The following is a 13,199-nucleotide window of genomic DNA, read 5'->3' as shown; positions in this document are numbered from 1 at the left end:
CTAATCTCTTTTAAATTACTCTTTCAAGTATAGCAAAAAAGCCCAATAAAATCAGGCTTTATCAACTTATCAGTCCAATGTAAATCCTTGTTTTTTCAAAAAATCTGCCAGGTCCTCACGACGAGGATTCGTAAGAAAATCACTCATCTCCTGTGACCAATTTGTCGACTTTTGATGATGACTGCGATTGGCATAATATTCTGCCGTTTGCTCGTTATAAGTACTTAAATCAGTCAATGATTCATGATTATAACCATTGACTGACAAAATATTTGCTTTTGGCAAACGTGGTTTTACTTCGTTTCGGCTATTTGGTAGACCAATTGTCAGTCCAAAAAGTGGAAGTGTCAATTCTGGTAAATTTAACAACTCTGCCACTTTAGACGTGTCATTACGAATTCCACCAATATAACAAATGCCAAGCCCCATAGATTCAGCTGCTACTGTCATATTCTGGGCAGCAATTGTAGTATCAACAATGGCAACTGTCAAAGCTTCCATATTACGAAGAGCTTTCACATCTTTATTCTCCGCCCTTAAAATCTGAGCTTGCCGATACCAATCAGCCACAAAAACATAAAATACACCCGTTTGATTCACATAAGCGTCCGAACCAGAAATTTTAGCAATTTCACGTCGTAAATTAACATCCGCTACCTCAATAATTGAATAGGCCTGTATAAAATTTGACGAAGCACCAGATTGTGCTGCTTTTAGCAGTAAATCTTTTGTTTGAGCTGGCAAAGGTTCAGCTTTAAAATCACGAACTGACGCGTGAACTAGCATTTTTTCAATTGTTTGATTCATAATTTTCTTCTCATTCATCAAAATTAAATTCCTCCCTACTGACAGGTTTCATTTTAGAACTAACTTCTATTTTGACTACTTTTATTTCTAAATCAATGGTGAAATTCTCGTCAGAAGATAAGCACATAGGGGAACCTTTATTTCCTGAGGTGAAAAAAGCAAGGCATACTGTTTTCGATTTTGATTTGTTTCATCGACCAGCTCCGCCAAAGTTCCAATCTTTGCTCCAAGTTCTGAAAAAGTCTTACGTATTGGGTTTTTACTGTATTTACCAAACTCTGATAAAGGTAAACTTTTCTTAGTTTGGCTCCAATCTTTACCTTTTTTAACTTCTTGCCAAAGGCGGCAGTAATTATTTCCCTTAAATTTTTCAATGGACATCCGTGTCCTTTGTGCTCGGTGCAAATGATGCGAAAGAGACTCTATCTTTTCTGCAACTACCCAGCTATCCCCATTTTTTCCCACACAATAAAGCAAATCAAAAGACTCATTTAGCCCTTTGACCTGAAAAATCGTCACATCTGTTAAGACATTATTCACTTTTTTTGAGGTTTGCATCGTCCGTTGTTCATGACCAACTTCTCGAATGACAAAATCTTCAAATTCAAAATTCATTATTTATTTAATTCTTCTAATTTCTTCGTTTGGTCATAAACAATCAGAGCATCAATCACTTCATCCATTTTGCCAGATAAAATACTATCCAATTTTTGTAAAGTCAAACCAATTCGGTGGTCAGTTACACGATTTTGTGGAAAATTATAAGTTCTAATACGCTCAGAACGGTCACCTGTTCCGACAGTTGATTTACGCTCTGCATTTTGTTTGTCCAATTCAATTTGTTGATAGTAATCAAAAACTTTCGTATTCAACAACTTAATCGCTTTATCGCGATTTTTTTGCTGAGTCCGTTCTTCTTGCATCTCAACTTTAATCCCTGTTGGCAAGTGAACCATCCGCACGGCTGTGGCAACCTTATTGACATTCTGACCACCGGCACCAGACGCATGATAAATATCCACGCGCAAATCTTTTTGCTCAATTGTCATTTCGAATTCTTCAACTTCAGGCATCACAAGCACTGTCGCTGTCGAAGTATGCACGCGCCCTTGTGTTTCGGTTACAGGGACACGTTGTACTCGGTGAGCACCAGATTCATATTTCAATTTTGAATAAACAGATGGACCCGAAATCAAAGCTGAAACCTCTTTATAACCGCCAATACCAGTGATATTCGCTTCCATAATTTCAAACTTCCAACCTTGAGATTCAGAAAAATGTTGGTACATATTCAACAAATCACCAGCAAAAAGTGCAGCTTCATCACCACCAGCAGCTCCACGAATTTCTAAAATAATATTTTTTCCATCATTTGGGTCTTTTGGCAAAAGCAAAATTTTGATTTCTTCTTCCAAAAGCTCTTTTTGTGATTTTGCTGATGAAAGTTCTTCTTTGAGCATTTCTTTCATATCATCATCAAGTCCACCCTCACCAAGCATTTCTTCACTATCAGAAATTGTTTCAAGAACTTTTTTGTATTCATTATAAGTCGCTACTTTATCACGTAAATCTGCTTCTTCACGCGATAATTCCATAAAACGCTTCGTATCTGAAACCACCTCAGGGTCAGACAATAACTCACCCAATTCTTCATATCTTCCAACTATTGATTCTAACTGATCAAACATTTCTCTATTTCCTTTAATTATTTTTTAGTTTTTAATGGTAAATTTTTGGCCATATTGACAAATGAATCCCATTGTGTCACATCTTGTAGCATATCTTTTTTAAAAATCATTACCTGATTTCTCCCTTGAAAAAAGTGCACACGATCTGAAAAAATTTCAACGTTACGTACATTCATTTGAGCTTTAATTTGTTCCTCTGTCACATACATATCAAGTTCTTGTGGTTTAAAATTTTTCAAAAAACGGCTTTTCAGTTGCCAATGTAAAAAAAGATTCCCTAAAACAAGCACAAGCAGTGCAGAAACGACTGGCCAAATCCATTGTCCTTTACTCATCAACAAATTAACAACTAAAAAAACAAGCATGATTCCTGAAAAAACCAGCATCATTCGCTTAGTCATTTGTCCGAGAATTCTTTGATAATCTTCCCCTGTGATTGTTCCTTTAAAATGATAAAACATCTATTTCCTCCTAGATTTCTGGTTTAAAATAATGCTTCCGGCAAACCGGAATATAAGTTTCATTTCCACCAATCTGTAACTGTTCACCTTCATAGACTGGTTTACCGTCAATTGTTCGAATAACCATCGTCGCTTTTTTACTACAATACCAGCAAATCGTTTTAATTTCTTCAATTTTATCAGCAAGTAAAAGCAGGTATTTAGACCCCTCAAAAAGTTCATTACGAAAATCATTTTTCAAACCAAAGGCCATAACTGGAACATTCAATTCGTCGACTACTCGCGCAAAATCATAGACATGTTTTTTATTTAAAAATTGTGCCTCATCAATTAAGACACAAAAAGGTTTAGCAGACAGGCTGTTCACATAATCAAAAACAGACATTTTATCATCAATTGCGATAGCTTCTGCTTTCATACCAATCCGACTCGCAACTGTTCCAACACCAGCACGGGTATCTAGGCTTGATGTCATCAAGAGAACTGGCTTGCCCTGTTCCTCATAATTATGAGCCACTTTCAAAATCTCAATTGACTTTCCTGAATTCATCGTACCATATTTGAAATATAATTGCGCCATTACTTTTCCTTTTTATTAATTTTTGCTTCTAAACTTTTGATGCCAACTGTTTTTATTTAAAAATTCTTAAATATATTCTTTCAAATTCACAAAATCTTATCCATAAAAATTATTTGGAGTAAGCTAGTTTTACTTAAAAACTTCCTCATCCTGATTCTACCGAATCTTAAGAGATTTTATCCTTACTTCAAAAAAAGACATCTATTTTTCATCTTATATTCTTTCTGAATAAACTAGTTATGAATCTAAAAACTACAAGCTTTCTTCTTACTCAATTCAATTTTCATCATCTTTTCTTCCTTAAAGATAAAGGATAAATAAAAATACAATATAAATTATATCATATTTCATTTATATTTTTACTCCTCTTTCAGTTTATTAGATTTATCAAAAATTCTCCCATTCACAAAGAATATCTGGCTTGCTATTCTGGAGGATTTTTCATTTCACTTTTTTTGCTTTCTTGTCCATAAAATATAAAACTAGAGCAAGATTTCTCCTACTCTAGTTTTCATTTTCTAAACTATTTATATTGATTAGATATCAACTATCCTATTTTATTTCCGCAATTTGCAAAATTGGTTTTTTTAAACTGTAGCTAGTCAAGTTCTTAGCAAACTCTTTTAAAAGTGGATTGGTATTATGTTTCTCAATAGCTTCTTGTGATTCCCAATTTTCTATCATCACAAATTCTAACTGAGTATTTACAGACTCATACAAAGAGTATTCGAGGCATCCTATTTCTTGTTTTGAGGCTGAAATCAAATTCTGAATTTCTTCTAAAAATTGAATTTTTTTATCAGCTTTTATATAAAACTTGGCATTAACAATAATCATAATTTATTCTTCCTTTTTATCTATAAGTATCTATTTACTTCAAAAGCAAACACTTGACTAGTCAATGATTGACAAGTCATATAATAAAATATTTTAACTCTTTTTGCAACTATTTTAGATTAATCGCTAATTGGAGACCTTTTCTTCTTAATCTTTAAATAAAAAACTGCCATAATGGCAGTTTTGTTTTCACTAATACGTATTTTTAAAATCAGATACAGCTAGATGGTCATAAAGGCGTAATAGTTCCCAGATGGACTTTGAAAATTAAAAGCTTTCTTTCCATTTGCATCCATCAAATCGCCTGTTGTATCAGTTATTTTCTTTAATTTTTCATGCATTTCTTCAATATTATTTACTGTGAAAAGGATTGAGGGTTTATCCTCCGCAACTTCGGGTGATACTTTTTTTATAAATTCTATATCCCAAATTTGTAGTAGAGCATTACCACCAGCTAATGGAGCAATGACTACTGTATCTGAGTCTTCCATTTTATGTCGTTCAATTTCTAAAAAACCAATTGAAGTAAAAAAATTTACTTCTTTTTCTACGTCTCTGACGTAAAGATTTACACACATATTAAACTCCATGTTCATCTCCCTTTTCACTTTTATATTGGTATTATATCATGGAACTTATTTAAATTATAATTATACTTCTTATCTGCCTAGCAGTTTTTTGTAGTTTTTGGAATGCATTCTTTCTAAGTAAGAATCTAACTACTTTTTATTCTCCATAATGAAAAATGTGTGAAGGGATAGATCCATTTGTCTTATAGCTCAAAAGTGCTTTGTCAGCGTCGCGTTTTTCTTTTATTACACTTACATACTCTGTTTTAGCATCAAAATTTTGATAATCTTCATTATCAAGGATTAGTATTTTAGAAGTCGCGCTATATTCTCCTAAAACGATGTAATCTTTACTCTTAGAATCAATTGTTTTACCACTATCATCGGTCACAGAAGTATCCGATTTAGAAGTCCACAAGGCAGGTTCTGCTGATAGTTTTTTCACTTTCTTAAAACTAGCCTTTTCCCCTTTTTTCGTAACATGATTAAATGCCCCTTGATTCATTAATTTATTGGCTGCTTGTGTGTTCAAGACTAATGTATCTGATTTTGAACTGTATTTTCCCTCTACAGTTAGGCTTTTCTCTATATTCTTTTTATTAGTTTCTAACTTAGAGTCCATTTCTTCTTTATTATCACTGTACATGATAATCCCGTGTACGTGAGCTATATTTTTTTGAAAATAGTTATATCCGAAAAATCCGGTGATGGCAATTGGTACCAAAATTACTAGCGCTATTAATATTTTTTTCATTTATATCTTTCCTTTAGTGATATTTTTTTTATAGATTTTCTCTACTTTTTAATTCTAACATCAGTTCTTTTGATTACTACTTACATTTTTGTAATATAAAGCAGATATAATATTTTCTGGTTGTTTGCTCTCACTTTTCTACCTTTCTTGGACTCAAAGCGCAGCAATGGAAGAATCATTGAACCAATAAAAAAATACTCACTAATAACTTAAGTGAGTATTTTTTTTCAAACCAAATTCATGTAAAGAATTGGATAGGGCTGCCCTTGTTCATCAATAGCTTCTCTTTTGTAAATTTTAAATCCCATATGCTCATAAAAAGCTCTTGCCTGGGGATTTTGTTCATTTACTGTAAGTTCTCTTACTAAATAATGGCTAATCGCTTCTTCAAGTAATTTTCTGCCTAATCCTTTATTCATATCGTCTGGATTCACAAATAGCATCTCAAGTTTTTGCTCATAAATTCCCATAAAGGCGATTGGTTTTCCTTTTTTGTCTGATTCAATGATAAGATGTTTAATCTCTTTTAGAGCTTGTGGAACATATTTTTTTATTTCACTTATTTCTTCAGTTGATAAAAACAAATGACTGACTTCAACGGATTTTTCCCAAAGTACTACTAATTCTTCAATTAAGGCGGCCGTTCTTCTTGATTGACTGATTTCTTCCATTTTTTCTTTCTATTTTTTTGAGCTTTTATTTTTACTTAAAATATTTTTTTAGAAGTGAATCAAAGTTTCTAAATAATGATTCAGAAAAGAGAGAGAGAAGGGCAACAAGAACGAAACTATCTAACGAAATTTTACTGATAGAGAAGAGAGAATTAAAAATAAAACCTGAGAGAATTATCCCAACAATATTAAAAATAATTATCCCCATTTTAAATCGATTCAGTGGAGCACTAATTTTTGTTAAAATCATGAAACCTACAACGGCTAATAGAATGACAGCCGATGTCGATATTTCTGATGCGGTCAATTTAAATGCGGCTCCAGCAATAACAACCCCTAAGACGGCCGTAATTTCTGTTAAACTGGCTGGCAGTGCTTTTAGGATTACATTTTTAATAAAGTCTTTTTCAATCCGTTTATCATTTTCTTCTAAAGAGAGTAAGAATCCTGGAATCCCAATGGTGAATAAACTAATGAGTGAAAGTTGTGAGGCTTGTAAGGGATAAGTGAAGACAAAGATTGCTGAGATAATCGCTAAAATGATTGAAAAAAGATTTTTTACAAGGAAAAGGATGGCTGAGCGCTGAACATTATTGACCACGCGACGCCCTTCAGTGACAACTTGGGTCATGTGACCAAAATCTGAATCGAGTAAAACCACTTGTGCAACTTGGGTCGCAGCATCGCTTCCTGAAGCCATAGCGATACTACAATCAGCACTCTTCATTGCTAAAATGTCGTTAACGCCATCTCCCGTCATCGCGACTGTATGCCCCTTACGTTTGAGAGCTTGTACAAGACGGCGCTTTTGGTCAGGAGTCACTCGTCCAAAAACAGTATAGCTTTCTATCGCTTGGTCTAAATCTTCCTCGGTCTTCAAAAGATTAGCATCAATAAAGTGTTCTGCTCCCATAATTCCTGCTCTTTTAGCAACAGCGGACACGGTTTGTGGGTTATCACCTGAAATCACTTTGATATTCACACCTTGTTGGGCAAAATAATTGAAGGTTTCTCTAGCATTTTCTCTTATAGGATTTGCTAGAACAACATAACCTAAAGCTTGAGTTCCTAAATTAAGTTGTTCATAGTTTTTTTCTTCTGTTCTTGCTAAGACTAGAACACGAAATCCTTCTTTTAAGAGATGATTAATTTCAGAACTAATTTTTTCATAATTTTTTCCTAAAACAATCTCTGGCGCCCCTAAAAGATAACTTTCATTTTCAAAACAAACCGCACTATATTTTACCTTTGATGAAAATGGAATAATCTTTTTGACACCTGTCATTTGATTTTGAAGATCACCTTTTGCAAGCATAAATTCTCGAATGGCTTTCATTGTGTCATTATCATCGGTATTTGCGGAAATATAGTTAGATAAAACGCCCATAAATTTTTGTTCATTCATCTCACTACTAGGACTGACAAATACTTGCTCAACTGACATTCTGGGTTCTGTGATTGTTCCCGTTTTATCGACACATAAAACATCAACACGCGCCAAGGATTCAATGCTTTTCATATTGTGCAATAGCACTTGATTACGGGCTAACTTTACACTACTGAGGGTTAAAGCGATGGTAGTTAAAAGATAAAGTCCTTCTGGAATCATTCCGATGACGGCTGCTACCATTGCCACGACACTAGTTTGTAAGGTATTGTGATTGACAAAATAATTTTGAGTAAATAAGATGACCGCAATTGGCAGAATAATAAAACTGACCCATTTTAATAATTTATTGAGTGCTCGAAGCATTTCGGAATCTTCGCCATGGCTGACCAGCTTTGCTTGCTCTGTTAATTTGGAAATGTAGGAATCTTTCCCAACTTTTTCTAAAATTACTTTTGCTTCTCCTGACACAACAAAACTTCCTGACAAAAGCTTATCGTCAACATTTTTTTCAATTTCGTCAGCTTCACCTGTTAAAAGGGATTCATTGACAAAGATACTTCCCTCAACAATACGAGCATCAGCAACAATTTGATTTCCTGTTTTAAGAATAATAATATCTTCTTCAACCAAATCATCTGAGGCAATCTTTTCTTGTTTACCATTTCTTATCACTGTGGACTGCGGCGCGTGTAGAAGTGTCATTTCGTCAAGATATCTCTTTGCCCTAATCTCTTGATAAATTCCGACCACTGTATTGATGACAATAATTGGCAAGAAAATCAGTTGATTCCATGCCTGAACTAAACTGATTAAGACAGCTATTACTGCAAAAATCAAATTAAAAAATGTAAAGGTATTGCGTTTTACAATTTCCCAGACCGGACGGTCTGTTTCAGCTAAATTTTTATTTATTTTTCCTTGGCGAATTCGTTCTTCGACCTCAAGACTTGTTAATCCTTTTAAAGACATATTTTTACTCTCTATTTCGTGAATGATTTTTTTAATGATTAAGTACTGTAAAAATACTTTGTTCTATCTTAACATAGTTCTGAGAAGTCCTGCAAACGGTAAAAATATTATTTTTGATTGTTTAGGTTTTTTTCTATTTAATTATGGTAAAATATGGTCATAATCTATAGAAAAGAGAATTTATTATGCCATATGTCCATGTTGAATTATTTGAAGGCCGTACAGTAGAGCAAAAAGCTGCGATTGCCAAAGAGATTACTGAAACAATCTCAAAACATGCTGGAGCACCTACTTCTGGAATTCATGTCATTTTTAATGACCTTCCAGAAGGAATGCTTTATCAAGGTGGAGAAATGAAAAAAAAGAAATAAGCTTTCTTTTAAGTCAATAAAAGCTGTCAGTAAATGATGGCTTTTTTATATCAGCTGTCAGTAATTTTTTTAGTAAATAAACTTCTCTTGAAAAAACATTTTTAATAGGATAAAATGAAAGCAACTCTAAAAGAAACTGGTGAAAAATGAAAGTTTTGATTACTTCTGGTGGAACAACAGAACCAATTGATGAGGTTCGAGGCATCAGTAATTTTGCGACAGGAAGTCTTGGTAAATTAGCCGCCGAAAAATTTTTACAGGCCGGTCATGAAGTCTTTTTATTGGCTGGATTACAGGCAGTTCTCCCAGAAAATGATGCTCATCTTACTCATATTCCAATTGAAGGAACCAAAGACCTTTATCAGCAAATGGAAAAATTGGTTCCTAAAATGGATGTGGTTATCCACAGTATGGCTGTCAGTGACTATCGACCAGTATACATGACTGGACTTGAAAATTTTTCTGGAAGCCTCTCTGTAGATGAACTTCTTGATTACCGTCCTGAGCAGGTCGGGAAAATTTCTTCTAAATCTGATCATCAAATCATGCTCTTAGAAAAAACGCCAAAGATTATTTCTTATATCAAAAAATGGAATCCTAAAGTTTTACTTTTCGGCTTTAAATTGTTGGTGGGCGTGAAAAATTCTGAACTTCTTCATGTTGCTAGAGAAAAATTACTGACAACAGGGGCTGATTTTATTCTTGCTAATGACTTGAAAAATATTGAAGGTCAAAAGCACAAAGCACTTTTGGTCAGTAAAAATGAAGTAACTGCTTTAGATACAAAATCAGAAATTGCTGACAGTCTTTTAAAAATATCGGAGGAATTAAAAAATGACTAAAATTACACTTGCGGTAACAGGTTCAATTGCAGCTTATAAAGCGGCTGATTTGACTTCATTACTGACAAAAGAGGGACATAATGTGACTGTCTTAATGACAAGAAGTGCTACCCAGTTTATCACCCCCTTAACTTTGCAAGTTCTGTCAAAAAATAAAGTTCATTTAGATATTATGGACGAGGAACGTCCTGAATTGGTTAATCATATTGATTTAGCTAAAAACACTGAACTTTTTCTTGTTGCGCCAGCAACGGCTGATACAATTAGTCGTTTGGCTCAAGGGCGTGCTGATGACATTGTGACTTCTGTTGCCCTTGCACTTGAACCCTCTGTTCCAAAATATTTTGCGCCAGCCATGAATACTAAAATGTATCAACATCCTCTAACTCAAAAAAACATTGAGATTCTTAAAAAAATAGATTATAATATGATTCAACCGAAAAAATCTTTACTCGCTTGTGGAGATTTTGGTGAGGGAGCTCTCGCCGACTTACCTGACATTATCTCGGATTTAAAAAATTCTTTATAAAATAAATGAGGTATTTATGAAAAAATCAAAAGCGTCTGATGTGGCAATTTTAGCCATTTTTATTGCGATTATGGTTGTTGTCCAGCTTTTTACTCAGTTTGTGATTAACGTCTGGCCCTTTCCGGTAAAACCAACGCTTCTACATCTTCCCGTAATCATTGGCTCAATCATTTTAGGTTGGCGTAAAGGCGCCTTTCTTGGTTTGGTCTGGGGTTTAATCTCTTTTGTTACGGCAACGATTGTGACCACTCCAACAAGTTTCTTATTTAGCCCATTTCAGCCTGTGATTGGAACACATCATGGCTCGCCCTGGGGCTTATTCATCGCTTTTATTCCTCGAATTTTAGTAGGTATCCTCCCTTATTTTGTTTATAAAATAGCAAATAATCGTTTGGGTGCTGGCTTGGCTGCTTTTGCCGGAACTGCTACTAATACCATTCTTGTTTTGACATCGATTTTCTTATTCTTTGGCTCAACTCTAAAATGGTCTTTGAGTTACCTCTTAGGTGCCATTGTTGCGACAAATTCACTGACAGAAGTGATTATTGCTGTGATTTTAACCACTGCTATTGTCCCTGCTCTCACTAAGGCTCGCAATAATTCATGATTTCAAAAAGCAATCTATTTTGATTAGATTGTTTTTTTTATTAAAAAAATGTTATAATGTAAGCGTTGATAAGAAAATAAATAGGAGAAAACTTATGAAAAAAATATTAAGTTTCGACATTGATAACACACTCAATGAACCAAAAATGCCGATTTTCCCTGAAATGGCTGAATTGTTGGCGACTTTGTCTCAAAAATATATTATCGCTCCAATTTCAGGGCAAAAATATGATCAATTTTTGATTCAAATTATTAATAACTTGCCTGAATCTGCAAATTTGGATAATTTCCATTTGTTTGTTGCTCAAGGAACTCAATATTATGCTCACAAAGCTGGTGAATGGAAACAAGTCTTCAATTATGCTTTAACTGACGAACAAGCCAATGCCATTATGGGAGCACTTGAAAAAGCAGCTAAAGAACTTGGCCATTGGGACGAATCTGTTCTTCTTCCTGGTGATGAAATTAATGAAAATCGTGAATCAATGATTGCTTACTCAGCAATTGGTCAAAAAGCTGGGGTTGAAGCTAAACAAGCTTGGGACCCAGACATGACAAAACGTAATGAAATCGCTAAATTGGCTAGCCAATATGCTCCAGAGTTTGAATTTGAAGTTGCCGGAACAACAACAATTAACGGTTTTGTTCCTGGTCAAAATAAAGAATTTGGAATGAATCATTTGATGGAAGAACTCAACGTAACTAAAGAAGAAATCCTCTACTTTGGTGACATGACTCAACCTGGTGGAAATGATTATCCAGTTGTCCAAATGGGAATTGAAACAATCACTGTTCGTGATTGGAAAGAAACTGCTGCTATCCTCAAAGCAATTATTGCAATGGAAGAAGCTTAATTTTCGATTGATAAAAAGTTGTCATTAATGACAGCTTTTTTCTTTTCTATCAGAAAGTACTTTCAGAAATTTAAAAAAGACAGAATAGGTTTTCATTCTTTAGTCCTATTGAAATTAACAAAGAATTTAGGTAAAATAGGTAAGTATGTTTAATTTATAGAAGGTGAACTTATATTGAAAAATTTGAAAAAGAAATTAACATTGACTGGTTTAATGACAGCCGGATTGTTACTCCTTTCTGGTTGTGTGCAAACACACGTTGTTGATGGAGTCCGTGTTCCAACGGAAGCGGCTACTCATGGGATTACTTACAATCTTTTGGTTCGTCCCATGTCTGCTTTTGTTGACCTATTCGCCAATAATTTACATCTTGGTTATGGTTGGGGAATCATTTTCGTCACTTTGATTATCCGTTTCCTCATTTTGCCATTAGGTTTGAATCAAGCTTACAAATCAACTTATATGCAAGAAAAAATGGCTTACCTCGCTCCCGTGTTTGCTCCTTTACAAGAACGATTGAAAAAAGCCCAAACGCCTGAAGAAAAAATGGCAGCGCAACAAGCCTTGATGGCTGCCCAAAAGGATAATGGCATTAATATGCTTTCATCTATCGGTTGCTTACCAATGCTTATTCAGTGGCCTTTCTTCATTGCTCTCTACAATGCAGCAGCTTACACAACAGGAATCTCAAGTTCAACATTTTACGGTATTCCTTTAGGACATCCTAGTATTGTCTTGGTAATTATTTCTGGTGTACTCTACTTCATTCAAACATGGATTTCAACCTTGTCAATGACTCCTGAACAAAAGAAATCAGGAATGGCCATGTTGATTATGAGTCCAGCAATGATTGTTGTCTTCTCATTCATGTCCCCTGCAGGTGTTGCACTTTACTGGGCAGTTGGTGGTTTTGTAATTGTGATTCAACAAGTCATCATTACCTTTATCATGAAACCAAGAATGCGCCGTCGTATTGATGAAGAATTTACTAAAAATCCTCCAAAAATTAATGACGAAGGCATCAAAGATGTTACCCCTACTTCTGTTCAAGAAAATTTCAAAGCTATCACAAGTGAACGCAATGAAAAAGAACGTAAATCTGGTGGACGAAATGCTGGTAAACAAAATCGTAAGTAAGTTTTACTGACAGATATAAAAAAATTACTGATAGAATTTCTGTCAGTGATTTTTTATTTCTCTATTCAATATTTTTTTGTTCGTATGAACTGACTGACTTGTCAATAAAGTGCTTTTGTACCAGACTGAACTCA

Annotated in this window: 16 protein-coding genes; 6 read left to right on the top strand and 10 right to left on the bottom strand. The window is 34.3% G+C overall.

Annotated elements, in window-relative coordinates:
* Positions 1-69 precede the first annotated feature (69 nt).
* The 10 genes from nfsA to KW2_RS02695 form a co-directional block, all read right to left on the bottom strand.
* Positions 70-825 (bottom strand): oxygen-insensitive NADPH nitroreductase, encoded by a 756-nt coding sequence (nfsA, locus tag KW2_RS02740; RefSeq protein ID WP_021036815.1) that lies wholly within the window; start codon positions 823-825, stop codon positions 70-72.
* Between the two features lie 69 nt (positions 826-894).
* Entirely contained in the window at positions 895-1,422 is a 528-nt protein-coding gene (locus KW2_RS02735; RefSeq protein WP_015082127.1) for a hypothetical protein, read from the bottom strand.
* A complete protein-coding gene (gene prfA, locus KW2_RS02730) occupies positions 1,422-2,495 on the bottom strand; it encodes a peptide chain release factor 1 (RefSeq protein ID WP_021036814.1) in 1,074 nt (357 codons plus the stop codon). Before prfA ends, KW2_RS02735 begins: the two co-directional genes overlap by 1 nt.
* Before the next feature lie 17 nt (positions 2,496-2,512).
* A complete protein-coding gene (locus tag KW2_RS02725; protein ID WP_011675594.1) occupies positions 2,513-2,956 on the bottom strand; it encodes a hypothetical protein in 444 nt (147 codons plus the stop codon).
* A gap of 10 nt (positions 2,957-2,966) precedes the next feature.
* The gene (locus KW2_RS02720; RefSeq protein ID WP_011675593.1) at positions 2,967-3,536 is read right to left on the bottom strand and encodes a thymidine kinase; all 570 of its coding nucleotides are present in this window, start codon (positions 3,534-3,536) and stop codon (positions 2,967-2,969) included.
* Between the two features lie 552 nt (positions 3,537-4,088).
* Positions 4,089-4,373, bottom strand: coding sequence for a putative quinol monooxygenase (locus KW2_RS02715; RefSeq protein ID WP_021036813.1), 285 nt, complete (start codon positions 4,371-4,373; stop codon positions 4,089-4,091).
* 221 nt (positions 4,374-4,594) lie between these two features.
* The gene (locus tag KW2_RS02710) at positions 4,595-4,963 is read right to left on the bottom strand and encodes a VOC family protein (protein ID WP_021036812.1); all 369 of its coding nucleotides are present in this window, start codon (positions 4,961-4,963) and stop codon (positions 4,595-4,597) included.
* A 136-nt stretch (positions 4,964-5,099) separates the two neighbouring features.
* A complete protein-coding gene (locus tag KW2_RS02705) occupies positions 5,100-5,696 on the bottom strand; it encodes a lipoprotein BA_5634 family protein (RefSeq protein ID WP_021036811.1) in 597 nt (198 codons plus the stop codon).
* 227 nt (positions 5,697-5,923) lie between these two features.
* Positions 5,924-6,367, bottom strand: a complete 444-nt coding sequence (locus KW2_RS02700) for a GNAT family N-acetyltransferase (protein WP_021036810.1) — start codon at positions 6,365-6,367, stop codon at positions 5,924-5,926.
* A 31-nt stretch (positions 6,368-6,398) separates the two neighbouring features.
* A complete protein-coding gene (locus KW2_RS02695) occupies positions 6,399-8,726 on the bottom strand; it encodes a cation-translocating P-type ATPase (protein WP_021036809.1) in 2,328 nt (775 codons plus the stop codon).
* Positions 8,727-8,911: 185 nt separating this feature from the next.
* Here KW2_RS02695 and KW2_RS02690 point away from each other — a divergent pair, with 185 nt between their 5' ends.
* The 6 genes from KW2_RS02690 to yidC all read left to right on the top strand — a co-directional run bounded on the left by KW2_RS02690 (position 8,912) and on the right by yidC (position 13,065).
* Complete coding sequence (locus KW2_RS02690) at positions 8,912-9,097, top strand: 2-hydroxymuconate tautomerase (RefSeq protein WP_011675581.1); 186 nt, start codon at positions 8,912-8,914, stop codon at positions 9,095-9,097.
* A 146-nt stretch (positions 9,098-9,243) separates the two neighbouring features.
* Positions 9,244-9,939 carry a phosphopantothenate--cysteine ligase gene (locus tag KW2_RS02685; RefSeq protein ID WP_021036808.1) on the top strand — a complete coding sequence of 232 codons (696 nt, stop codon included), beginning with the start codon at positions 9,244-9,246 and terminating at the stop codon, positions 9,937-9,939.
* Positions 9,932-10,468 (top strand): phosphopantothenoylcysteine decarboxylase, encoded by a 537-nt coding sequence (gene coaC / locus KW2_RS02680; RefSeq protein WP_014573068.1) that lies wholly within the window; start codon positions 9,932-9,934, stop codon positions 10,466-10,468. The genes KW2_RS02685 and coaC overlap by 8 nt, the downstream gene beginning before the upstream one ends.
* A gap of 16 nt (positions 10,469-10,484) precedes the next feature.
* Entirely contained in the window at positions 10,485-11,075 is a 591-nt protein-coding gene (locus KW2_RS02675; protein WP_011675579.1) for an ECF transporter S component, read from the top strand.
* A gap of 94 nt (positions 11,076-11,169) precedes the next feature.
* Entirely contained in the window at positions 11,170-11,928 is a 759-nt protein-coding gene (locus tag KW2_RS02670) for an HAD-IIB family hydrolase (RefSeq protein ID WP_011675578.1), read from the top strand.
* Positions 11,929-12,102: 174 nt separating this feature from the next.
* Complete coding sequence (yidC, locus tag KW2_RS02665) at positions 12,103-13,065, top strand: membrane protein insertase YidC (protein WP_011834572.1); 963 nt, start codon at positions 12,103-12,105, stop codon at positions 13,063-13,065.
* Positions 13,066-13,199 lie beyond the last annotated feature (134 nt).

The sequence above is a fragment of the Lactococcus cremoris subsp. cremoris KW2 genome, assembly GCF_000468955.1.
Lineage (GTDB): Bacteria > Bacillota > Bacilli > Lactobacillales > Streptococcaceae > Lactococcus > Lactococcus cremoris.
Note: the sequence above shows the minus strand (reverse complement) of the source record. Positions and strands in the feature narration are given on the sequence as shown.

What these genes read in the sequence shown, in the direction of transcription:
- KW2_RS02705 (WP_021036811.1), bottom strand. Translation starts at nt 5,696, where the DNA reads ATGAAAAAAATATTAATAGCGCTAGTAATTTTGGTACCAATTGCCATC.
- KW2_RS02670 (WP_011675578.1), top strand. Translation starts at nt 11,170, where the DNA reads ATGAAAAAAATATTAAGTTTCGACATTGATAACACACTCAATGAACCA.
- KW2_RS02675 (WP_011675579.1), top strand. Translation starts at nt 10,485, where the DNA reads ATGAAAAAATCAAAAGCGTCTGATGTGGCAATTTTAGCCATTTTTATT.
- KW2_RS02700 (WP_021036810.1), bottom strand. Translation starts at nt 6,367, where the DNA reads ATGGAAGAAATCAGTCAATCAAGAAGAACGGCCGCCTTAATTGAAGAA.
- KW2_RS02685 (WP_021036808.1), top strand. Translation starts at nt 9,244, where the DNA reads ATGAAAGTTTTGATTACTTCTGGTGGAACAACAGAACCAATTGATGAG.
- KW2_RS02715 (WP_021036813.1), bottom strand. Translation starts at nt 4,373, where the DNA reads ATGATTATTGTTAATGCCAAGTTTTATATAAAAGCTGATAAAAAAATT.
- KW2_RS02735 (WP_015082127.1), bottom strand. Translation starts at nt 1,422, where the DNA reads ATGAATTTTGAATTTGAAGATTTTGTCATTCGAGAAGTTGGTCATGAA.
- KW2_RS02690 (WP_011675581.1), top strand. Translation starts at nt 8,912, where the DNA reads ATGCCATATGTCCATGTTGAATTATTTGAAGGCCGTACAGTAGAGCAA.
- coaC (WP_014573068.1), top strand. Translation starts at nt 9,932, where the DNA reads ATGACTAAAATTACACTTGCGGTAACAGGTTCAATTGCAGCTTATAAA.
- KW2_RS02725 (WP_011675594.1), bottom strand. Translation starts at nt 2,956, where the DNA reads ATGTTTTATCATTTTAAAGGAACAATCACAGGGGAAGATTATCAAAGA.
- KW2_RS02710 (WP_021036812.1), bottom strand. Translation starts at nt 4,963, where the DNA reads ATGGAGTTTAATATGTGTGTAAATCTTTACGTCAGAGACGTAGAAAAA.
- KW2_RS02695 (WP_021036809.1), bottom strand. Translation starts at nt 8,726, where the DNA reads ATGTCTTTAAAAGGATTAACAAGTCTTGAGGTCGAAGAACGAATTCGC.
- KW2_RS02720 (WP_011675593.1), bottom strand. Translation starts at nt 3,536, where the DNA reads ATGGCGCAATTATATTTCAAATATGGTACGATGAATTCAGGAAAGTCA.
- prfA (WP_021036814.1), bottom strand. Translation starts at nt 2,495, where the DNA reads ATGTTTGATCAGTTAGAATCAATAGTTGGAAGATATGAAGAATTGGGT.
- nfsA (WP_021036815.1), bottom strand. Translation starts at nt 825, where the DNA reads ATGAATGAGAAGAAAATTATGAATCAAACAATTGAAAAAATGCTAGTT.